The following is a 21,090-nucleotide window of genomic DNA, read 5'->3' on the forward strand; positions in this document are numbered from 1 at the left end:
GCCCTGCCCTTGGCAGGGTGTCTGCATGGCGGGCTGACGGCCATTTCCCCCTGCTGGCCACAGATATGTTTCTCCCGATATATTGAGTATTCACGGCGATCCCATATCATGGCGCTCGCTCGCCACCAGAGGGTGGCGGCATTCAGATGATTTGCTAACAAGAGAGCCCAGAAGGCTCGCAGAGGGATGGATAGTGAGAGCCGTATTGCTGTGTTTGCTGGGGCTGTGGCCCGCGTTGAGTTTTGCCACTCTGTCCGCCGATATGGTGGTGGTGAAGAAGTCGAGTTACAGCCTGACCCTGATGAAGGATGGCAAGGAAGTGAAGCGCTACTGGATTGCCCTGGGCCCGGCTCCCAAGGGACACAAGCAGCGTGAAGGGGATCAGCGTACCCCGGAAGGTCGCTATACCCTGGACTACAAGAAGAGCAACTCCGGTTTCTACAAGGCCATTCACATCAACTACCCGAATCTGGACGACATCAAGCGCGCCAACGAGCTGGGTGTGAACCCGGGCGGCATGATCATGATCCACGGCCAGCGCAACAGCCTGGGGGATCGCAGGGTGCAGCCGTCCAACTGGACCAATGGCTGCATCGCGGTGCTGAACCACGAGATGGACGAGATCTGGAACGCCATCGAGCCCGGCACCCCCATCATCATCGAGCCCTGATCCCGCCTGCCAACGCCCGCTCTCATGCGGGCGTTGCATTTGTCGCAGACCATGACGTGACACTGCCTCCTGCGCCGTGCTAGTTTTTCCGGTTCGCATTGGCTGTGACAAGGATGATCCCATGATGTCGGAAACCCGCCCCCCTGTGCCCGAGCGCACGGGGGCGCTCTGGTGGCGTGCCACCTTGGATATGCTCCCGCTCTCCATTTCCGTCATCCCCTGGGGAATACTGTGTGGCGCCCTGGCGCTTCAGGCGGGTATGAGCCCGCTCCAGGCACAGCTGATGTCGCTGCTGGTCTATGCGGGGGCGGCCCAGCTCTCGGCCACCACCTTGTTCGGGGCGGGGACGCCGCTGCTGCCCATCATGGGCTCCACCATGGTGATCACCTCCCAGCATCTGCTCTATGGCTTCACCTTCCGGCGCGACGTGCTGCCGCTCTCCCTGCGCTGGCGGGCCAGTCTCGCCTTCTTCCTGACCGACGAGATGTTTGCGGTGGCGCTGAAAGACAGGGAGCGCAGCGGCGCCTTCAATCCCGCCTATGCGCTCATCGCGGGCTTTGTCTTCTATCTGTTCTGGAACATGGCGACCCTGCTCGGCATCGCCGCCGGCCAGTACATTGACGGGCTGGACAAGATGGGGCTCGACTTTGCCATCGCCGCCACCTTTATCGCCATGACGCTCCCCGCCATGAAGAACCTGCCCATGGTGGCGGCCACCCTGGTGAGCGGCGGGACGGCGCTCGTCACCAAGCCGCTGCTGGCGGAGATCCACATCATCGTCTCGGCCCTGGCCGGCATGGTGGTGGGCTATGTGCTGCACCGGATGAGGAGGTGATCATGGGCTGGCTGATGATAGGGCTGCTGGCCCTGATCACTTTCTTCAACCGTTTTGCCTTCTTCTCGCGGTTGACCCGCTATCAGCCGGGGGCCGAAATGGGGGCTTTCCTCAGCTTCTCGGCCCAGTCGGTGCTGACCGCCATCTGGCTGCCCATCGTCTTCAGCTATGAGCCCGGCCGCGGGCTGGACTGGGATCCGGACTACCTGGCCGCCACCCTGCTGGTGACGGTGTTGACCCTGCTGCGCCTGCCTACCCTGGTGGTGGTGGTCGTCGGCATGGGGGGCTTCTTCCTGCTGCGTTGGCTGGGGGGCGTGGCCCTGTTCTGGCCCTGGTGAAGGATGTGCCGTGATCCGGCATGGCGGATGTCTTGATGGGATATCCGCCCTGTTGGGAATGTCACTTCAAAAAAGACCTCCCAAGTGTGAAGATTTTGGTTCCACCCGCCACGGAGTGAACCATGTCCTTCACCGAAACCTGCCAGCGCATCGTGCGCGACCCTCTGCTCTCACCGGCCCAGAAGGGTCGGGCCCTGGCGCTCGCCGCCGAAAACGCGTTGCCTTACCCCGAGTTGCCTGCCGCCGTGCAGGATGCCATGGCACAAGGGGTGCTGTGCGACATGTTCGAGGGACACGCTCCCCACAAACCGCGCTACGTGCTGCCGGATTACGAGCGGTTTTTGCGACAGGGCTCGGCCTGGCTGGAGCTGGCGCCACCCCTGGACTTCGACGAGGCCCTCGATGCCCTGCGCATCCTCTACCATCACGTGCCCTCCGTCACCGGCATGCCGGTCTGGCTGGGGCGCCTCGATCACCTGCTGCTGCCCTTCGTCGGTGAGCTGGATGATGAAACGCTCCATCGCAAGCTGAAGGCCTTCTGGATCTATCTGGATCGGGTGCTGCCGGATGCCTTCATGCACGTCAACATCGGCCCCGACGACAACCGGATCTGCCGGCTGATCCTGCGCATCGACAGGGAACTCCAGCAGGTGGCGCCGAATCTCAGTCTGTTCCACGACCCGGTGCAGACCCCGGACAACCTGTTGCTGCAAGGGGTCGAGAACATCTCGGCCTGCAGCAAGCCCCACATCGTCAACTATCCGCTGCACAGGGACACCTTCGACGAACGCGGCTTTGGCATCGTCAGTTGCTACAATGCCCTGCCCCTGGGGGGCGGTGCCAATACCCTGGTGCGCCTTTCCCTCAAGGGCGTGGCCGGGCAGAGCGCAGGGGTTGAGGATTTCATGGCGCGCACACTGCCTCACTACTGCGAGCAGGCCTCGCGACTCATCGAGGTGCGCGCCGCCTTCCTGCACCGGGAGTCGGGTTTCTTCGACAGCTTCCTGGTGGAGGAGGGGCTGATCGAGGAGGCGCGCTTCGTCCCCATGTTCGGCATCTTTGGCATGGCGGAGGCGGTGAACCTGCTGATGGAAAAGGGAGGCTTGCCGTGGCGCTATGGCCATGACGATGAGGCCAACCAGCTTGGCTATCGCATCTCGGCCCGCCTCTCCGAGTGGGTGGCCAGGAGGGGCCAGACCCATGCCTGGGGCGGCCGTGCCCTGCTCCACGCCCAGGGGGGACTCAGCGTGGACAGGGGCGTGACCCCGGGGGTACGGATCCCCTATGGCGAGGAGCCGGATCCCGCCAGTCACCTGCTGGCCCTGGCGCCCCACCACGGCTTTTATCACTCCGGGATCAGCGAGATCCTGACCCTGGATCCCACCATACGCCAGAACCCGCAGGCGCTGCTGCAACTCTGCAAGGGGGCCTTCGCCCTTGGCATGCGCGAATTCAGTGCCAACGTGGCGGACAGCGATCTGGTGCGGGTGACCGGCTACATGATCCGCAAGCGCGATGTGGCCCGCTTCGCGGCAGAAGGCTCGCGGCTGCAGACCACCTGCCTCGGCGCCAAGGCGAGCGAGCTGACCGGGATCCGCCAGCGGGCACCGCGGGTGGTGGCTATCGAGACCCTCTTGAATGAGCACTGAGAACGGCAGGCAGAAGGGGGCCGAGCTCAGGGCGACGGTGAGCCGCTGGCTGCCCTTCTCCTGCGTGGACGGCCCCGGCAACCGGCTGGTGCTGTTTTTGCAGGGCTGCAACTTCCGCTGCCCCGGCTGCCACAACCCCCACACCATGGGGTTGTGCGATCACTGCGGTGACTGCGTGCCCGGTTGCCCGGGCGGAGCCCTGGCGATGCAGGAGGGGCGGGTGAGCTGGCAAGCCGAGCTTTGTACCCACTGCGACCGTTGCCTCAATGTCTGCCCTCGCCACGCCAGCCCCAAGACGCGCCAGATGTCGGTGGCCGAGGTGCTGGCCCTGCTGCGCCGCTATGGCCCGCTGCTCACCGGCGTCACCGTCTCCGGCGGGGAGGCGACCACCCAGTTGCCGTTCGTGATCGCCCTGTTCACGGCCATCAAGGCTGCGCCGGATCTGGCCCGTCTCACCTGCCTGCTCGACAGCAACGGATCCCTGGGTGAAACGGGTTGGCAGCGGCTGTTGCCGGTGCTGGACGGCGCCATGATAGACCTCAAGGGGTGGCGCGAGCCTGTGCATCTGGCCCTGACCGGGCGGGGCCGCGAGCGGGTGCTGGCATCGCTGCAACTGCTGGCGCAGGCGGGCAAGTTGGCGGAGGTGCGGCTGCTGCTGGTGCCGGGGCGGAGCGATTTTCTCGATGCCACCGGCGCGCTGGAGGAGGCGTTGACGGCCTTCTTGCTGTCGCTGGGGCCCGTGCCCATCCGCCTCAACGGCTTTCGCCACCACGGGGTGCGAGGGGAGGCGCTGTCATGGCCAGAAGCCGGGTCGGCTGACCTGACAGTGCTTGCCAACGCATTGAAGGCCAAGGGATTTGGGTCGGTGATGCTGCCTGCGATCTGAGCTCTGCGGCACGTCGGGATGCTGAGACCCGATATGACGCAACTGTGAACTCTGTCTATAGGGGCTGTCCGAGGGGACGGCTAGAATGGGCAAACCGTCCATCACCAACAGATACCCATGAGTGAATCCAACGCCCTTTATCGAGTGCAGTTCATTTGTCACAGCGAGCGTTACGAAGTCTATGTAAGAGAGGTGAATCAGGGCCAGCTGTTTGGCTTCATCGAGATCGCCCACTTCGTGTGGGACACCCACACGGCGCTCATCGTCGACCCCAGCCACGAGAAGCTGAAGAGCGAATTTGCCGACGTCACCCGCACCCTTATTCCCATGCACCACGTGCTGCGGGTCGATCAGGTGCGCAAGCAGGGGGCCGCCCGCATCACCGAACTGGGCAACAACGTCACCTCTTTCCCAGGCCCCATCTATACCAAGAAGCCCTGAGTCCTGCGGCCAGGCATCATTTTGGGGCGTCCAGCTCCCGGGCCAGTTGCAGGATGCGCTGACGGAACCAGCGCAGGGCGGGATCTTCCCCCAGGGGGCCATACCACACCAGGCTGTGGGTCACGGCGCCGTAATCGAAGGGAACGGGGCGGCTCACCAGCCCCTGGGTACAAGCCCGGGTAGCCCAGCCCTTCACGGCCGTGAGAATGAGATCGCTCTGGCGCAGCAGGGCGGCGGCGCTGCCAAAATCCGGCAGGGTGGCCCCCAGTCTGCGCCGTACCTGGCGCTGGGCCAGACTCTGCTCGAAGAAGGGATCGGCCAGCTCCTGATCGCGAATGGCGATGTGGCGCCAGCTCAGGTAGGCATCGAGATCCCAGGGGCGCGTCAACGCCGGATGATCCGCGCGCATCAGGCAGACCAGCTCGTCCTCCCGCAAGGTTTCCCAGACGAGGCCGGGCTGATTGACCCCGGGCTGGCTCTGATCGTGGGGCAGGATCACGAAGTCGAGCTTGCCCGCCGCCAGAGCAGCCAGTCCCTGCTCGTCCTTGTTACGCACGACGGGCATCAGCCCCGGCACCTCCTGCATCAACTGACCCAGTACGGCCCCCATGGGCCAGATCATGCTGCTCTCCCGCATCGCCAGATTCAGCTCCCCCTGCCAGTTGGCAGGAGCAAATCCTTCCTGGCTGGTGAGGCCGTTGAGCTCCCCCAGCAGGCGGCGCAGCGTCGGGCCGAGGCGTTCGGCAAACGGGGTCAGCAGCAACTGGTTGCCCTGGCGGTAGAGCAGTTGATCCCCCAGCAGTTCGCGCAACTGGTTGAGGGTCTTGCTGACGGTGGAGGGGGTGGTGCAGAGGCGCTCGGCGCTGCGGGTGACACTGCGGGTGTCGAGCAGCAGATGCAGGGTCACCAGGTGGCGACCGCCGAGGCGGGAGAGGGCAATGAGATCCGTCACGGTTCCACGGGCAAGGGGACAAATGAAAAGCCCCGCCTGAGCGGGGCTTGCGGGCTTAGCCCTTGAGCACGGCGGCCATGGCGTCGGCCACGTAGTCGACGTTGCGGCTGTTGAGGCCCGCCACGCACATGCGACCGGAGCGCACCAGGTAGACGGCGAACTCTTCCCGAAGACGGTCCACCTGCTCCGGCGTGAAGCCGGTGTAGCTGAACATGCCGCGCTGGTTGATGAAGTAGCTGAAGTCGCGGCCCGGCACCTTGGCACTCAGCACCTCGAACAGCTTCTGGCGCATGGCCTTGATGCGGGTGCGCATCTCGGTCACCTCACCGACCCACATGGCGTGCAGTTCGGGCAGGCTCATCACCGCCGCGGTGATCTGGCCGCCGTGGGTGGGGGGGCTGGAGTAGTTGCGGCGCACGGTGGCCTTCATCTGGCCCAGCACCCGGCTCGCCTCTTCGGCATCCTGGCAGATGACCGACAGGCCGCCGCAGCGCTCGCCGTAGAAGGAGAGGTTCTTGGAGAAGGAGTTGCTGACGAAGAAGCTGACGCCGGCGGCCACCATGGCACGAATGGTGTAGGCATCCTCTTCCAGCCCGTCACCGAAGCCCTGATAGGCGATGTCCATGAAGGGGATCAGGTTCTTCTCGACCACCAGGGCGATCACCTGGTCCCACTGGGCACGGGAGAGATCCACCCCGGTCGGGTTGTGGCAGCAGGGGTGCAGCAGCACGATGCTTTTCGCAGGCAGGCTGCTCAGGCAGTCGATCATGGCGTCGAACTGCACGCCGCCGGTGGCCGCATCGTAATAGGGGTAGTCGTGCACCTTGATGCCGGCCCCCTCGAACATCGCCTTGTGGTTGTCCCAGGTGGGATTGCTGACCCACACCTCGGAGGTCGGGAAGTAGCGCTTGAGCAGATCGGCGCCGATCTTCAGCGCGCCGGAGCCGCCGATGGTCTGGATGGTGGCGATGCGACCCGCCTTGACCGCTTCGTGGTCGGCACCGAACAGCAGGTGCTGCACCGCGGTACGGTAGTTGGCGGCGCCTTCCATCGGCTGGTAGGGGCGTGGGGCCGGGGCGGCGGCGCGCTGCGCTTCGGCCTGCTGCACTGACGGCAGCAGCGGAATGCGGCCCTGCTCGTCGTAATAGAGGCCAATCCCCAGGTTCACCTTCTGCTCGCGGGTATCTTTGTGGAAGGTCTCGACTAGCGTCAGTATGGGGTCGCCAGCATAGGCATCGACGTGTTCAAACATGGGGGGTCCTTGAAGTTGACTGTCCAATTCGGCCGGCCATCAGCCGGGCCGATATGATGGCGCAATCCAGAGGTGGCCTCAAGTTGTTCGAGATGGCGACAGGGCTGACAAAGTCTGTCGCAGTGGTAAGCGCGGGGCCCTTGCCAGGATCCTGCATCCCGTCTGCACGTTCCCCCCATTTTGTCAGAGAAGGCTGCCTTATCGGGATCGTTTGGACAATATATGGATACATACGGCCCCTCTCATTCCCCTTACACCCATCCGGGGGAGTCAGGTTCAGCGCCACCTGAGACAAATTAATAGTTGCATAATAGTCAGGCTATTCTTTTGACAACCATTGCAGTGTGCCCGGCCCCTTCGGGGGGCCCACGATAACAGGTGACTCATCGCGGATGACCTGACACGTTTCTGATGCCGATTCTCCCTGGCTGGACTGGCACGGCCTGGGTGGCTGGAATGTCTATTTTCTTGCCAAGTTCGCCCTGCTCTGGGGGGGATATCTCAACTTCCACCCCCTGATCAACCTGGTGTTTGCCGCCTTCCTGATCTTTCCCCTGCAAAGGGCCGGGTGGCGCCGTGCGCGGCACTGGCTGGCGTTGCCGGTGGGGGCGGGGATCTTCTATCACGATACCTGGTTGCCGGGGATAGAGAGCATTCGTGCCCAGGGCAGCCAGGTCTTCTCCTTCACCCTGGATTACTGGGCGGAGTTGCTCGGGCGTTTCATCAATTGGGAGATGGTCGGCGCGGGGTTCGTGCTGCTGACACTCTATCTGTTCATCGCCCAGTGGCTGCGCTTCACCCCCTGGATCCTGCTGGCGCTGCTCTGGCTCTGGGTCTCGCCCCAGGTGAGCAATCCCTTCGCGAGCAGCAAGGGGGCGAGCGAGCATGCCCTGAACACGTCCCGGGAGGAGACCCGCTCTTCAGTGCTGCCCATGGAGGAGCAGCTTGACCAGAGTGCCCCGCCGACCAACGAGAACCTCAACGCCTATCTCGATGACTTCTATCGGGAGGAGCAGGAGAGACTGGTGCACTTCCCGGAGAGCCTGCCAGCCCAGGCGACCCCCTTCGATGTGCTCATCATCAATGTCTGCTCCCTGGCCTGGCATGACGTGGAGGCGAGCGGCCTGAGCGGGCATCCGGTCTGGTCCCACTTCGACATTCGCTTCAACCGCTTCAACTCCGCCACCTCCTACAGCGGCCCGAGCTCCATTCGCCTGCTGCGGGCCAGTTGCGGGCAGACCAGCCACCAGGGGCTCTATGTGACGGCGCCGAAGCAGTGTCTGCTGTTCGAGAACCTTGCCCAGCTCGGCTTTGCCAAACAGGTGGCCATGGATCACTCGGGGGATTTTGGCAATTACCTGACCGGCCTGCAGCAGTATGCCGGGCTGGATGTGACCCCCATGGACAAGAAGGGACTGGCCCATGATCTCGCCTCCTTCGATGGCGAGCCCATCTATCGCGGGGATGCCCTGTTCGGCCGCTGGCTGAACGAGCGGACACAGAGTCAGGCGGCACGCAACGTCACCTTCTTCAACCTCATCGCCCTGCACGATGGCAACCGCTATGTGGCGAGCCGCCAGATAGCGCCCTACAAGGCGAGGCTCAAGACCCTGCTGGATCAGCTGGACGACTTCATGACGACGCTGGAGCAATCCGGCCGCAAGGTGGCCGTGGTGATGGTGCCTGAGCACGGCGCCGCTCTCACCGGCGACAAGATGCAGATGGCCGGGCTGCGGGACATTCCCAGCCCGAGCATCACCCTGGTGCCGGTGGGGGTTGCCCTGCTCGGTACCAAGGCGCCCCACGAGGCGACCCGCAACGTGGACACCCCCAGCAGCTTCCTGGCGGTATCAGAACTGGTCTCCAGGCTGGTGGGGAGGGATGTGTTCGGGAGCGAGACCATTGATTGGGATGCCCTGCTGGGCGATCTGCCGCAGACCCCGTCGGTGTCCGAGAACCAGGGCTCGGTGGTGATCGAATATCAGGGCAAGTACCACATCAAGCTGGGGCAGGGGGACTGGGTCCCCTATCCCCAATGAGACCGGAAGTGACGATGCGCAGCGAACGGCAATCAGACATGCAGACCCCCTTCGGCGTCCTGGTGGAGGGCACGGTGATCAATGACGTGGCCATGGTCCAGCAGGCCTTTGGTGTCAGCCTCTCCTATCAGGATATTGCCGCCAGGGAGCGGCTCGCCGCCTTGTGCGCACGCTTCCCCCTGCTGGCGGAGGTGGCAGTGAAAGGGCCCGAGGGGACTGGCGAGGGGAGGTCTGCATGAAGGTGATCGCCCTGCAGGGGATCCGGGGAGGTGTGGGGACCACCGCCATCGTGGCCGGACTGGCCCAGGCTGCCCATGAGCAGGGGGCAAGGGTGCTGGCGGTGGATCTCTGCCCGGACAATCAGCTTGGCATCCACCTTGGCCTGCCCCATGACGATCCGGGAGGCTGGAGCCGGCTGACCCAGCCGGCGCGGGAGTGGCGAGGTGCGCTTCACCGCCGGGAGGAGGGACTGGATCTGCTCTCCCATGGCGGGGAGGAGGGGGCGTCGGCCGAGTGGCTGGCGGGGATCGATGGCTATGATCTGGTGCTGCTGGATCTGCCCCTGGGCATGGCCCCCGTCATCCCCTGCAGGCGCTTGCTGGTGGTCAATGCGGATGCCAACTGCCATGTGCGGCTTCACCGCCACCCCTGGGCGGCCGATGAGCGTCTGCTGGTGACCCAGTTCTCCAGCCAGCGGGCCCTGCAGCAGGGGCTGCTGGATCTCTGGCTGGCAGGGGGGCTCCCTCTGCTCAATCTTCATCTGCACAGGGACGAAGCCATGGCGGAGGCCATGGCCGCCAAGCTGCCGGTCGGCCGCTATGCCCCCACCAGTCTGGTTGCCCACGAGCTGGCCGCCCTGGCGACCTGGTGTCTGGCAGAGGGGGAGGCCCCCCGATGAGAGTGCGGCTGCTGACGCCGGCTGCGGGCCTCTGGTGCTCGCAGCGCTATCGCGCACTGCGTGAGCGGGGGGCTTCCCGCCCGGGGGCGGCCGCATTGACCCTGGGCTGGCTGCTGGCCTGGGCTCTCTTCCCCCTCGAGCGTCATGGCTGGCAATGGGTGCTGGGCCATGCCCGGGGGCTCTATCCCCAGCTGACGCACCCCCGGGTGGGGGATCCCCTGCGCGTTCTGTTGCAGAGCCTCTGGATGATAGTGCGTCGCCCACAGCCCATCCCTCTGCGCTGGCCTGCCTCCTGGCAGCGGATCTGGCATAGGGGCACTCAGGCTCTCGGGGGCTTCCTGGCCCGCCAGGAGGAGAAAGGGCTGGCCGCCGCCAGGGCCACGCCCCGCGAGGCGCGCTGGAAGAGCGTGCTGCTCTGCGTGGTGGCCGGGAGCCTCTCCCTGCTCTGCGTCACCCAGCCGTTCACCCTGCAGGCACAGCTGGTGTTCGTCCTCCTGCTGGCGGCCATGGCCTTTATCCTGCGGGCCGTGCCGGGCCGTTATCCCATGCTGATGATGATGGTGCTCTCCCTCACCATCTCCTGCCGCTACATCTGGTGGCGCTACACCTCGACCCTCGACTGGTTCGACCCCGTCAGCCTGGCCTGCGGCCTGCTGCTGGCCGCCGAGACCTATGCCTGGCTGGTGCTGCTGCTCGGCTACTGGCAGACCGCATGGCCCCTGCACCGCCCTCCGGCACAACTGCCGACGGATCCGGCCCAGTGGCCCAGCGTGGATCTGATGATCCCCACCTACAACGAGGATCTCGCCATCGTGAAGGGGACTGTTTACGCCGCCATGGGGCTCGACTGGCCCGCCGACAAGCTGACCATCTGGCTGCTTGACGACGGGGGGCGGGCGGCGTTTCGCGACTTCGCCGAGGAGGCCGGGATCCGCTATGTGGCCCGGTCGACCCATGAGCACGCCAAGGCGGGCAACATCAATCACGCCCTCAAGATGGCCACCGGGGATCTGGTCGCCATCTTCGACTGTGACCACCTGCCGACCCGCTCCTTCCTGCAGATGACGGTGGGCTGGTTCTACCGGGATCCCCGTCTGGGCGTGGTCCAGACCCCCCACCACTTCTTCTCCGCCGATCCGTTCGAACACAACCTGCAACGGTTTCGCAAGATGCCGAACGAGGGGGCTCTCTTCTACGGCCTGGTGCAGGATGGCAACGACATGTGGGATGCCAGCTTCTTCTGCGGCTCTTGTGCCGTCATCAAGCGCACTGCCCTTGACGAGATCGGCGGCATCGCGGTGGAGACGGTCACCGAGGATGCCCACACCTCCCTGCGGCTGCACCGCCTCGGCTACACCTCGGCCTATATCCGGATCCCGCTGGCGGCGGGGCTGGCCACCGAGAGCCTCTCTGCCCACATCGGTCAGCGCATCCGATGGGCGCGCGGCATGGTGCAGATCCTGCGTCTGGACAACCCCCTCTTCGGCAAGGGGCTCAAGCTGGGGCAGCGGCTGTGCTACTTCAATGCCATGCTGCATTTCCTCTCGGGCATACCGAGGCTCATCTTCCTGACGGCACCGCTCGCCTTCCTGATCCTGCACGCCTACATCATCTATGCCCCTGCGGCGGCCATCGCCCTCTACATGTTGCCGCACATCTTCCACAGCGCCCTGACCAACTCCCGGTTGCAGGGCAAGGTGCGCCACTCCTTCTGGGGCGAGGTCTATGAGACGGTGCTGGCCTGGTACATCGCCAGGCCGACCACGGTGGCGCTCTTTGCACCTCACAAGGGGACGTTCAACGTGACTGCCAAGGGGGGGATGACGGAGGAGGTGTTCCTCGATCTGTCGGTCTCCCGCCCCTATCTGCTGCTGATCCTGCTCAATCTGTGCGGGCTGGGGTTCGGCCTCTGGCGCATCGGCACCGGCCCTGCCGACGAGGTGCCGACCCTGATCCTCAGCATGATCTGGACCCTCTACAACATGACCATACTGGGCGGCGCCCTGGCGGTGGCCTTCGAGTCGCGCCAGGTCCGTGCCAATCCCAGGGTGGAGATGGTGATGCCGGCGGCCATCAGGCTGGCGAACGGTCACCTTTACCCCTGTACCGTCAGGGATTACTCCAACGGGGGGGTCGGGGTGCTGCTCGAGGCGCCCCTGCCCCTGGCCGACAAGGAGAGGGTCTGGTTGCTGCTGCGCCATGACCAGCGGGAGCAGGCGTTCGCCGCCAAGGTGCAGCGGGTGTTCGGCTGCAAGCTGGGACTGGAGCTGGAGCCCATGGCGCAGGCACAGCATGTCGAGTTCATCCAGTGCACCTTCGCCCGGGCCGATACCTGGTCCCTGTGGCAGCAGCGTCTGGGCAAGGATCGCCCCCCTCCACAGCCTGATCGACATTACCCTGCTCGGCTGGGGGGCTTACTGGCGTCTGGCCCGTACCTCACCCATCGGCTTTGTTTGTATCCTCCTCGAGAAGCTGGCTCGCTGGCTCCTCTCCTTCGTTCCCCGTCGCGTCTCCCCAGATTTCCGGGCCGGGACTCCGACCTCACAGACAGTGAAAGGATGATGAAACCACAACGCTACCTTATTCCTCTCCTGCTGATGGCGCAGGGTGCGACCGCCGCCGAGGCCGTCGGCCCCCTGCCGCCCGTTCCCGCTCCGGTGCGCACCCAGGGGATGAGCTTCGAACAGATGGCATCATCGCCAGGCACCCTCTCCCTGCGCGGCAATGCGCCAGACGGACTGGCCGACTTCACCGTGCGGCGGGACGAGGTGGTGACCCGGGCCACCCTGGATCTGAACTTCACGCCATCGCCCTCCCTGCTGCCGCTCATCTCCCAGGTCAAGGTCTATCTCAATGACGAGCTGATGGGGGTGACGGCCCTCAACCAGGATCAGATGGGGACGATGACCCATGCCAGCATCGAGCTGGATCCCCGCTATGCCAAGGATTTCAACCGCCTCAAGGTGAGCTTCGTCGGCCACTATCAGAAAGTGTGCGAGAACCCGGCGAGCGACACCCTCTGGCTCAACGTCAACCGGGACAGCAAGCTGACCCTGCAGTTGCAGACCCTGCCGGTGCGCAACGAGCTCTCCTTCTTTCCCATGCCGTTCCTCGACGTGCGGGACAATGGCAAGCTGACTCTGCCCATGGTGTTCACGGGCTCAGTGCCCCCGGAGCAGCAGCAGGCGGCGGCGGTGCTGGCCTCCTGGTTCGGCACCAAGGCCCAGTGGCGGGGCCAGCATTTCCCTGTGCTCATCAACCAGTTGCCGGATCGCAACGCCGTGATCTTTGCCACCAATGACGCGCGCCCCGATTTCCTGGTGGACTATCCCGAGGTGAAGGGGCCCACCATCGACATGATCAGCTCCCCCGACAACCCCTATGTGAAGCTGCTGCTGATCCTGGGGCGGGATCAGCAGGACCTGCTGACGGCGGTGCAGGGGCTGGCGCGAGGCGATGTCATGCTGCGTGGCCAGAGCGTCATGGTGGACGAGGTGAAGCCGCTCTCCCCGCGTCAGCCCTACGATGCCCCGAACTGGGTGCGACTGGATCGCAAGATGCGCTTTGATGAACTGACGGAGTACCCGGGCCAGTTGCAGGCAACGGGGCGCACGCTGTGGCCCATGAGCCTGACGCTGCGCCTGCCGCCGGATCTCTATCTGCTGGGGGAGAACGGCATCAGGACGGAGCTGAAGTATCACCACACCTCGCCCACCCTGCGCGACGGTTTCCGGCTGGATGTGGGAGTCAACGGCCAGCTCATGAAGTCGTTCACGCTCGAGCCCGGCGAAGTCAAGAGTGAGCGGTTGCTGACCCTGCCGCTCTGGTTTGCCGACGACGGCGACACCATGGCGCTGCGCATGCCCGGGTTCAAGACCACCCAGGCCAACAGCCTTAGCTTCTCGTTCGAGTATGCCCAGCAATACATGGGAGGGACGGAGGATGGCCGTTGCGACCTGGTGATGCCGCCTGCCCATCAGGTGCGCATCGACGAGGGCTCCACCATCGACTTCACCGGCTATCGCCACTTCATCGAGATGCCCGACCTCAAGGCGTTCGCCTATGCCGGCTTCCCGTTCAGCCGGATGGCGGATCTCGCCGACACCCAGATTGTCATGCCGGCCAGACCCCATCCCGGGCAGATCACCACCTTGCTCGATGCCGTCGGTGCCATCGGGGCCGAGACCGGGTATCCGGCGCTCTCCCTGCAGGTTCTGGACGACTGGGAGCGGGCGCGCACTGCGGATCGGGATACCCTGCTCATTGGCACCCTGCCGGAGGAGTTTCGAGGGGATCTGGCTCCCGACGCCCTGCTGCAATCCACGCGCAGCTGGGTCAACGAGCCAACCCGCCAGCACAAGGGGGATCTGCTGCACACCATGGCCGATCGCCAGCCCCAGGCCCGGGTGGGCATGACGGGCAACCGGGCCATCGCCGTCATCCTGGGGCTGCAATCGCCGACCCATGATCAGCGCAGCCTGGTCGCACTGCTGGCGGATGGACCGGCGGGGGTCACATTGCTCAATGAGGCCCTGCAGACTCGGCCCCTGCGCGATCAGGTGGCGGGCTCGGTGGCCATCATCCGGGAATCCGGGGTGAAGAGCCTGGTGGTGGGGGATCGCTACGAGGTGGGTTACCTGCCGTGGTGGGAGCGTCTCTGGCAACTGTTTGCCCGTTATCCGGTGCGTCTTGCCGGGCTGACCCTGCTCTGCATGCTGGTACTGGGCTGGGGCCTGCGGGTGCTGCTTGCCAGTGCCAGCCGCCGCCGTCTGAAGGAAGATTAAGAGATGACTCAGATGAAAAATGTCTGTGGTGCCCTGCTCCTCTGGGCCCTTTGTTCCCTCCCGGCGCAGGCCGTCTGCCACTGGCCGGAGTGGGATCACTTTCGCCAGCACTACATCAGCGAAGAGGGCAGGGTCATCGACCCTGCCGAGGGGCGCCGCATCACCACCTCGGAAGGCCAGAGCTATGCCCTCTTCTTCGCCCTGGTCAACGATGACAGGGAGACCTTTGCCCGCCTGCTCGACTGGACGGAGCGGCAGCTCGCCCGAGGGGATCTGACCGGCTTCCTGCCATCCTGGCTCTGGGGCAGGCAGCAGGACGGCAACTGGGGCGTGCTGGACGCGAACAGCGCGTCCGATTCGGATCTCTGGATAGCCTACAGCCTGCTGGAGGCAGGTCGCCTGTGGGACAACCACAGCTACTCTGCCCTCGGCACCCTGTTGCTGCGGCGTATCGCCCGGGAGGAGGTCGCCACGCTGCCGGGTCTCGGCCCCGTGTTGCTGCCAGGGGCGAAAGGCTATGAGGGGGAGGGACGCTGGACCCTCAACCCCAGCTATCTGCCTCCACAACTGCTGGCCAGATTCGCCTCCTTCAAGGGGCCCTGGGGGGAAATGCGGGCCCTCTTGCCCAAATTGTTGCAGGAGAGTGCGCCCCGTGGCTTTGCCCCGGACTGGGTGGACTGGCAGGCCGACAAGGGATGGCAGGTGACGGCGGACAAGGGCGACACCGGTGGCTATGACGCCATCCGCGTCTATCTCTGGCTCGGCATGTTGAGCGAAGAGGATCCCGCCAGGGCTTCCCTGGTGGCCCACTTTGCCCCCATGCTGGCGCAGCTGACCGAATCGGGTCATCTGCCCGAGCGGGTCTCCAGCCAAAGTGGTCAGGTTCAGGGCAAGGGGCCGAGCGGCTTTGCCGCCGCCCTCCTGCCCCTGTCACGGGGCTTGCCGGCGCAGGTCACCTTGCGCAAGCAGGTCTCCGATCACGGGCTGGATGCGGATGCCTACTACGGCAGCGTGCTGACCCTGTTCGGCGCAGGCTGGGATCAGGGGCGTTATCGCTTTGCCGCCGACGGTACCCTGCAGCCGGATTGGAGCGAGTCATGTCAGGCAGAGTAACCCTTGGGTGCCTGCTCGCCTGCCTGATGAGCGGAGCCCTGGCGCAAGGGACGGTACAGCCGGTGGCCTGGTTGCTGGAGCAGGTCAGGATTGGCGAGGCCCGTGGGCGGGAAGATCTCGTCAGCAACAGCCTCTATTCCCTCTCCCTGGTGGAGCCCGATCATCCGGAGCTGCTGGCAGCCCAGGCCCGTCAGGCCCTGCGCCAAGGCAAGGTCAAGGAGGCCGGGACACTGCTGGCCCGCCTTGGCAAGCAAGACCCCGACTCTGCGCTCTATCGTCAGGGCATGGCCAACCTGGCCCTGAACGAACCGGCCAGGCGCCAGCAACTGCAACAAGCCAGGCTGCTGACCAGCGCCGGCAGGCTGGAGGAGGCCGAGCGTCTCTATCGCTCCCTGTTCTCCGGTGATTTGCCCCCCAATCTCGACGTGGCGGTGGATTATGCCCTGTTGCAGACACGGATCCCGGCCATGAAGGCAAAGGGGCTGGCGGCCCTGGAGGCACTCAACCGGCAATATCCGGGTGAGCCCAGAGTGCGGGGCGGGCTGGCTCGCCTCTATCTGGCGGAGGGTCGGCGCCAGGGGGCGCAGAACCTGTTGCGCGAGATGGCGCGAGACCCCTATCAGCGGGACGAGGCCGCCGAGATCTGGCTCGCGGACATCGAATCCCTGCCCATCGGTCCCGGGAGCATCGCTGCCTTGCAGGAGTACATGGTGCTCTTTGGCGAAGGGGATACCACCAAGGCGGAACAGCTGCTCGCGACCCAGGAGGAGAAGTGGGCCTCGCCTGCCTATCGCGCACGCCAGTCGGCGCTCGCAAGCACGGCGGGAGGTGGTGCCTCCATCTCCCGCTTGCAGCGTGCCCTGGCTGCCAACCCGGGGGATCCCGAACTCATGGGGGCCCTCGGGCAGGCCTACTCCCGCAACGATCAGCGAGCGCTGGCCATCGCCCAGTTTGAACGGGTGCTGGCACACCCCGAGGTGACCGACAAGGACAAATGGCGCAGCCTGCTGGCCACCAACCGCTACTGGCTGCTGGTGAGCCAGGGGCGCAGCGCCCTGGAACGGGAGCAGTGGGATGAGGCGGCGACCCTGTATCGCCGTGCCATCGCCCAGGATGGGCGTGAGCCCGAAGCCTGGCTGGGGCTCGGAGACAGCGAGCGTGGCCGCCATCGCGATGCCGACGCGGGGTCCGCCTACCGCAAGGCGCTCGCCATGGGGAGCGCGCGGGAGCGGGCCCTGGCCCGCCTGTTCGATCTCTACAAGGAGCAGGATCCGGCGCGTGCCCTGGCCCTGCTGGAGCAGCAGGGCACCCCCGGGATGCAGGCCGAAGGGCGGCGGCTGCGGGCCGGGCTGTTGCAGGAGGAGGCCGATCAGCTCGATCGGGCCGGCAAGGTGGCGGCGGCGCTGCGCCTTCGCGAGCAGGCACTTGCGCTGACCCCGGAAGAGGTGTGGCTGGCCTATCGAGTGGCCGATACCCGGGCCCGCCTCGGGGAAGCCGGTAGCGGGGAGCGGCTCTTGCGGGAACGGCTGGCGGCGCACCCGCAGGATGCCACCCTGCGCTACGCCACCGCCCTCTATCTCTCGGGGCAGGACAAGATGATGGAGGCGAGAGGGGTGCTGGCCGCCATCCCTAGGTCCGGCTGGACACAGGACATGGATGCGCTGGATCAGCGCCTCGCCCGCGGCGAGGTGCTCGTCAGGGCGAGGGCGCGTCACGAGGCCGGGGATGATGAGGGGGCCGAACGCCTGCTTCAGCTGTTGCAGCCGGATGAAGAGGCGAGCCTGATGCTGGCGGAGTGGGCCACGGATCGGGGGGCCTATGCACTGGCGGAGCAGCGCTATCAGGAGGTGCTTGCCCGCACGCCGCAACAGCCCGAGGCCAGGCTTGGCATGGCCGAACTGGCCAGGGCCAGGGGCGATCTGGCAAAGGCCCGTCACTGGCTGCCCGCCTGGCCGGTCAGCCCGCTGCCCCCGGAGGGGGCCAACTACTACCGCCGGGTAGCCAATTTCTATCAGGCGCTGGGAGAGGGCGAGACAGCCCGCGCCATCTTCACCGACTACGAACCCCTGGTGGCGATGCAACCGGCCTCCCAGCAGACGGCGCTGTTCTGGCGCGATACCGCCCGCCAGCGCGTTGCCGAGCATGATGTGGAAGGGGCTCTGGTGCGGGATCGCAAGGGGCTGGTGGCCGCAGGTCTGGCCCCCCGCGAGGATCTGGAGGGGGGCGAGCTGACCCGGCTGGCACGCAGTCAGGATGGGGAGGGGTGGCTGGCATCCGGCCTGCGCAGCGATCTCGACAGGCACTACCGGCAGAGCCAGACCACCTTCTCCCTGGACAGCGATTACTGGGGCTCCAGCGGCACCGGGGGCTACTCGGATCTGCGGGCGCTGACCCAGATGGCGCAACTGGATACGCCGCTGGCCGGTGGTACCGCCTTCGGCCGCCTTGAGCTGGTCGACATGGATGCCGGAGATCTGCCGGACTCCCCTTACCGGGCGCAGTTCGGTACCTGTGCGGCCAGGGACTGCCGCGGGGCCGCGCACCAGCAGAGCCGGGGGACCACCCTGGCGGCAGGCTGGCAGCGGGGGGCCTGGGCGTTCGATTTGGGGACCACGCCCCTCGGTTTCGAGGTGGTGGACTGGGTTGGTGGTGCCACCTTGACCGGTGACTGGCACACGCTGGGGTGGGGGATGACCCTCTCGCGTCGGCCCGTCAGCAGCTCGCTGCTCTCCTATGGGGGAACGGTGGATCCGGGCACGGGCATCAGCTGGGGCGGGGTGCGGGCGAACGGGGTCCGCCTCGATCTCAGCCGGGATCTGGGAGGGGCCGTCGGGTTCTGGGGCAGCGCCCAGCAGCATCTGCTGACCGGCAAGAACGTGCCCGACAACTGGCGCACCCAGCTCATGGGAGGGGGCTATTACAAGTTCGTCAACGAGACCCATCGCCGTGCCAGCGTGGGGCTCAGCACCATGCTGTGGCACTACCAGCAGGATCTGGGGGGCTATACCCTGGGACAAGGGGGTTATTACAGCCCGCAGGGGTACTTCTCGCTCTCGGTGCCGGTCAGCTACCGGCAGCGTACCCCGGACTGGTCATGGGAGCTGGGAGGATCGGGATCCTGGTCCTACGCCCGCACCGACGACAGCCGTCGCTACCCGCTGGAAGGCCTGTTGCCAAGCGGTTTGCCAGACAGAAATGCGCCTGTGAAAGGGGGCAGCAGCAGTGGATTCGGCTACACCCTGAATGGCGTGGTGGAACACAGGCTGACGGAGCACTGGCGCATCGGTGGCCGGGTGGACATCCAGCAGGCGGATGACTATGCCCCCAGCCATGTCACCCTGTTCCTGCGCTACACCTTCAAGCCCTGGCAAGGGGATCTCGATATGCCGCCAAGGCCTCTCACTCCCTACGCGGACTTCGACTGACAGGGGCGCCCGTCATCACCGGGCGCCCTTATTTCAGATAGGAACGCAGTACCCTCACCACCTGATCCAGATCCTCCAGCCGCTCGGCATGGGTCGCCTCCTCGGCGCCAAGATGCTCGCGCATGTGTCCCTCCAGCACCTCCAGCATCAGGCCGTTGACGGCGCCGCGGATGGCGGCAATCTGCTGCAGGATGGCGGCGCAGTCTGTTTCCTGTTCCAGAGCGCTCTCCAGGGCACCGGTCTGCCCCTTGATGCGCCTGACCCGTGCCAGCAGCTTCTTCTTGTCGTGAACCGTGTGTGACATGCAGGATCCTCTCGATCAATAAAACTATACTGGGGTATAGTATATGGCATCCTTGTTTTCAGGAGAAATCCATGCCATCCCTCGCCTCATCCCACTGCCACCACCCCGTCGTCCACGAAGGGAATCCCCTGGCCGAACAGAAGACCCGCTGGGCCGTGCTGCTCACCGTCGTCATGATGGTGGCGGAGATCGGTGGCGGCTGGTTCTACAACTCCATGGCGCTGCTGGCCGACGGCTGGCACATGAGCTCCCATGCCCTGGCCCTCGGCCTCTCGGTGCTGGCCTATCGCGCTGCCCGCCACTTCGCGCGGGATCACAGGTTCAGCTTCGGTACCTGGAAGATAGAGGTGCTGGGGGGCTTCAGCAGCGCCCTGCTGCTGGTGGGGGTGGCGGGATTGATGCTATTCGAGTCGGTGGCCAGGTTGCTGGACCCCAGCCCCATCCATTATCAGCAGGCGATCGGCATTGCCCTGCTGGGCCTGCTGGTGAATCTGGCCTGTGCCTGGCTGCTCAGGGACGATCACGGCCATCACCATGGTCACGACCACCATCACGGTCATCACGACCACTCGCACGATCACCACCACGGCCATCAGGATCTCAACCTGCGCGCCGCCTACCTCCACGTGCTGGCGGACGCGGCCACCTCGGTGCTGGCGATTCTGGCGCTGGTGGGAGGCATGTTGTGGGGGGCGGACTGGCTGGATCCCCTGATGGGCATCGCCGGGGCCGTGCTGGTGGCGGTGTGGGCCAGGGGGCTGCTGCGTGATACCGGGCGCGTCTTGCTGGATGCGGAGATGGATGCGCCCCTGGTGGACGAGATCCGCGAGGTGATTGCCGAGCTGCCTGGCATCGAGATCCGCGATCTGCACGTCTGGCGGGTGGGGCAGATGCAGTATGCCGCCGCGATGTCGTTGCAGATGGCGACCCCGGTCCCGGCACAGGCGATCCGCGAGCGCCTTGCCATCCACGAGGAGCTGGTGCACCTGACCATCGAAGTGTCTGCCGACTGACGCCCCTGGCGGGGGTCAGCGGGGAGGCTCGCTCCCCTGATCCTGCCAGAGGGAGCCCAGCATCAGCCTCAGCAGCAGTCCCGGCGGGTCGTCGAGCAGGCGGCCCGGCTCCAGCAGCAGGTGGCCGTCGGCATGAAAGCCCAGGCTGGCGTGAACCTTGCCTTCCTCGCCACACACCTGGAGGAGGCCGTTCAGGGAACCCCCCTCGCCGGGTTGACAGCGCAGCCGCAGCTCCCGTGGTTCCCCCAGCAGGGTGAAGGCGCGGGCGAGGGGCGGGCTCTCTTCATAATCCGGCCAGTTGAAGAAGTGATAGCGTTCGGCGAGTACGCCGGCCTGCTGGCAGAACTGATCGAACAACTGGGCAATGCCCTGATACTCCTGGTCCAGCCGCCTGGCCTGCTCCTCAATCCGTTTCATCACCCAGCCCCCTCTATCCATTTGATTGGACATTGATTTCGTCACTCGCTCCCCTCTTTCCGCTGGTATGGGCC

17 protein-coding genes are annotated in these 21,090 nt (G+C 65.5%); 13 read left to right on the plus strand and 4 right to left on the minus strand.

All coding sequences use genetic code 11. The features are described from left to right. Positions 1-193: 193 nt before the first annotated feature. From C3F36_RS14010 to C3F36_RS14035, 6 genes are all read left to right on the plus strand, one after another. On the plus strand, positions 194-670 hold the full coding sequence (locus C3F36_RS14010; RefSeq protein ID WP_029313677.1) for a L,D-transpeptidase family protein: 477 nt from the start codon (positions 194-196) through the stop codon (positions 668-670). A 121-nt stretch (positions 671-791) separates the two neighbouring features. Further along, positions 792-1,505 carry an AzlC family ABC transporter permease gene (locus C3F36_RS14015; RefSeq protein ID WP_043156141.1) on the plus strand — a complete coding sequence of 238 codons (714 nt, stop codon included), beginning with the start codon at positions 792-794 and terminating at the stop codon, positions 1,503-1,505. A gap of 2 nt (positions 1,506-1,507) precedes the next feature. Continuing rightward, complete coding sequence (locus tag C3F36_RS14020; RefSeq protein ID WP_049635961.1) at positions 1,508-1,843, plus strand: AzlD domain-containing protein; 336 nt, start codon at positions 1,508-1,510, stop codon at positions 1,841-1,843. Positions 1,844-1,965: 122 nt separating this feature from the next. Continuing rightward, positions 1,966-3,492, plus strand: coding sequence for a YjjI family glycine radical enzyme (locus tag C3F36_RS14025; RefSeq protein WP_104455260.1), 1,527 nt, complete (start codon positions 1,966-1,968; stop codon positions 3,490-3,492). Positions 3,493-3,529: 37 nt separating this feature from the next. Beyond that, positions 3,530-4,378, plus strand: a complete 849-nt coding sequence (locus tag C3F36_RS14030) for a YjjW family glycine radical enzyme activase (protein WP_104456056.1) — start codon at positions 3,530-3,532, stop codon at positions 4,376-4,378. Between the two features lie 117 nt (positions 4,379-4,495). Further along, a complete protein-coding gene (locus tag C3F36_RS14035; RefSeq protein ID WP_039039461.1) occupies positions 4,496-4,819 on the plus strand; it encodes a DUF1820 family protein in 324 nt (107 codons plus the stop codon). Between the two features lie 16 nt (positions 4,820-4,835). On the opposite strand, the gene C3F36_RS14040 is transcribed toward C3F36_RS14035, so the two are convergent. Together C3F36_RS14040 and C3F36_RS14045 are read right to left on the minus strand one after the other, a co-directional pair. After that, entirely contained in the window at positions 4,836-5,771 is a 936-nt protein-coding gene (locus C3F36_RS14040) for a LysR family transcriptional regulator (RefSeq protein ID WP_104455261.1), read from the minus strand. Between the two features lie 55 nt (positions 5,772-5,826). Next, a complete protein-coding gene (locus C3F36_RS14045; protein WP_104455262.1) occupies positions 5,827-7,023 on the minus strand; it encodes an amino acid aminotransferase in 1,197 nt (398 codons plus the stop codon). A 443-nt stretch (positions 7,024-7,466) separates the two neighbouring features. Between C3F36_RS14045 and bcsG the strand changes: the two genes are divergently transcribed. The 6 genes from bcsG to bcsC are packed head-to-tail and all read left to right on the plus strand — an operon-like array spanning position 7,467 to position 19,282. Beyond that, positions 7,467-9,062: a cellulose biosynthesis protein BcsG gene (bcsG, locus tag C3F36_RS14050; RefSeq protein ID WP_412674209.1), complete on the plus strand. Its 1,596-nt coding sequence runs from the start codon at positions 7,467-7,469 to the stop codon at positions 9,060-9,062. A 14-nt stretch (positions 9,063-9,076) separates the two neighbouring features. Further along, complete coding sequence (gene bcsR / locus C3F36_RS14055) at positions 9,077-9,301, plus strand: cellulose biosynthesis protein BcsR (RefSeq protein ID WP_104456057.1); 225 nt, start codon at positions 9,077-9,079, stop codon at positions 9,299-9,301. Further along, entirely contained in the window at positions 9,298-9,960 is a 663-nt protein-coding gene (bcsQ, locus tag C3F36_RS14060; protein ID WP_104455264.1) for a cellulose biosynthesis protein BcsQ, read from the plus strand. The genes bcsR and bcsQ overlap by 4 nt, the downstream gene beginning before the upstream one ends. Beyond that, entirely contained in the window at positions 9,957-14,744 is a 4,788-nt protein-coding gene (gene bcsA / locus C3F36_RS23850; protein ID WP_233759656.1) for a UDP-forming cellulose synthase catalytic subunit, read from the plus strand. The genes bcsQ and bcsA overlap by 4 nt, the downstream gene beginning before the upstream one ends. A 3-nt stretch (positions 14,745-14,747) precedes the next feature. Beyond that, positions 14,748-15,857 carry a cellulose synthase complex periplasmic endoglucanase BcsZ gene (gene bcsZ / locus C3F36_RS14075; protein ID WP_233759657.1) on the plus strand — a complete coding sequence of 370 codons (1,110 nt, stop codon included), beginning with the start codon at positions 14,748-14,750 and terminating at the stop codon, positions 15,855-15,857. Continuing rightward, positions 15,842-19,282: a cellulose synthase complex outer membrane protein BcsC gene (bcsC, locus tag C3F36_RS14080; RefSeq protein WP_104455266.1), complete on the plus strand. Its 3,441-nt coding sequence runs from the start codon at positions 15,842-15,844 to the stop codon at positions 19,280-19,282. Before bcsZ ends, bcsC begins: the two co-directional genes overlap by 16 nt. A gap of 28 nt (positions 19,283-19,310) precedes the next feature. Here the strand turns inward: bcsC and C3F36_RS14085 are convergent, their stop codons facing one another. Further along, positions 19,311-19,586, minus strand: coding sequence for a metal/formaldehyde-sensitive transcriptional repressor (locus C3F36_RS14085; RefSeq protein WP_041214512.1), 276 nt, complete (start codon positions 19,584-19,586; stop codon positions 19,311-19,313). 71 nt (positions 19,587-19,657) lie between these two features. Here C3F36_RS14085 and dmeF point away from each other — a divergent pair, with 71 nt between their 5' ends. Next, the gene (gene dmeF / locus C3F36_RS14090; protein WP_104455267.1) at positions 19,658-20,599 is read left to right on the plus strand and encodes a CDF family Co(II)/Ni(II) efflux transporter DmeF; all 942 of its coding nucleotides are present in this window, start codon (positions 19,658-19,660) and stop codon (positions 20,597-20,599) included. 15 nt (positions 20,600-20,614) lie between these two features. On the opposite strand, the gene C3F36_RS14095 is transcribed toward dmeF, so the two are convergent. Further along, positions 20,615-21,016, minus strand: a complete 402-nt coding sequence (locus tag C3F36_RS14095; protein WP_041211001.1) for a hypothetical protein — start codon at positions 21,014-21,016, stop codon at positions 20,615-20,617. Between the last annotated feature and the right edge of the window lie 74 nt (positions 21,017-21,090).

The sequence above is a fragment of the Aeromonas sp. ASNIH2 genome, assembly GCF_002934795.1.
Classification (GTDB): domain Bacteria; phylum Pseudomonadota; class Gammaproteobacteria; order Enterobacterales; family Aeromonadaceae; genus Aeromonas; species Aeromonas caviae.

What these genes read in the sequence shown, in the direction of transcription:
- C3F36_RS14015 (WP_043156141.1), top strand. Translation starts at nt 792, where the DNA reads ATGATGTCGGAAACCCGCCCCCCTGTGCCCGAGCGCACGGGGGCGCTC.
- C3F36_RS14020 (WP_049635961.1), top strand. Translation starts at nt 1,508, where the DNA reads ATGGGCTGGCTGATGATAGGGCTGCTGGCCCTGATCACTTTCTTCAAC.
- C3F36_RS14025 (WP_104455260.1), top strand. Translation starts at nt 1,966, where the DNA reads ATGTCCTTCACCGAAACCTGCCAGCGCATCGTGCGCGACCCTCTGCTC.
- C3F36_RS14035 (WP_039039461.1), top strand. Translation starts at nt 4,496, where the DNA reads ATGAGTGAATCCAACGCCCTTTATCGAGTGCAGTTCATTTGTCACAGC.
- C3F36_RS14045 (WP_104455262.1), bottom strand. Translation starts at nt 7,023, where the DNA reads ATGTTTGAACACGTCGATGCCTATGCTGGCGACCCCATACTGACGCTA.
- bcsR (WP_104456057.1), top strand. Translation starts at nt 9,077, where the DNA reads ATGCGCAGCGAACGGCAATCAGACATGCAGACCCCCTTCGGCGTCCTG.
- bcsQ (WP_104455264.1), top strand. Translation starts at nt 9,298, where the DNA reads ATGAAGGTGATCGCCCTGCAGGGGATCCGGGGAGGTGTGGGGACCACC.
- bcsA (WP_233759656.1), top strand. Translation starts at nt 9,957, where the DNA reads ATGAGAGTGCGGCTGCTGACGCCGGCTGCGGGCCTCTGGTGCTCGCAG.
- bcsZ (WP_233759657.1), top strand. Translation starts at nt 14,748, where the DNA reads ATGACTCAGATGAAAAATGTCTGTGGTGCCCTGCTCCTCTGGGCCCTT.
- bcsC (WP_104455266.1), top strand. Translation starts at nt 15,842, where the DNA reads ATGTCAGGCAGAGTAACCCTTGGGTGCCTGCTCGCCTGCCTGATGAGC.
- C3F36_RS14085 (WP_041214512.1), bottom strand. Translation starts at nt 19,586, where the DNA reads ATGTCACACACGGTTCACGACAAGAAGAAGCTGCTGGCACGGGTCAGG.
- dmeF (WP_104455267.1), top strand. Translation starts at nt 19,658, where the DNA reads ATGCCATCCCTCGCCTCATCCCACTGCCACCACCCCGTCGTCCACGAA.
- C3F36_RS14095 (WP_041211001.1), bottom strand. Translation starts at nt 21,016, where the DNA reads ATGAAACGGATTGAGGAGCAGGCCAGGCGGCTGGACCAGGAGTATCAG.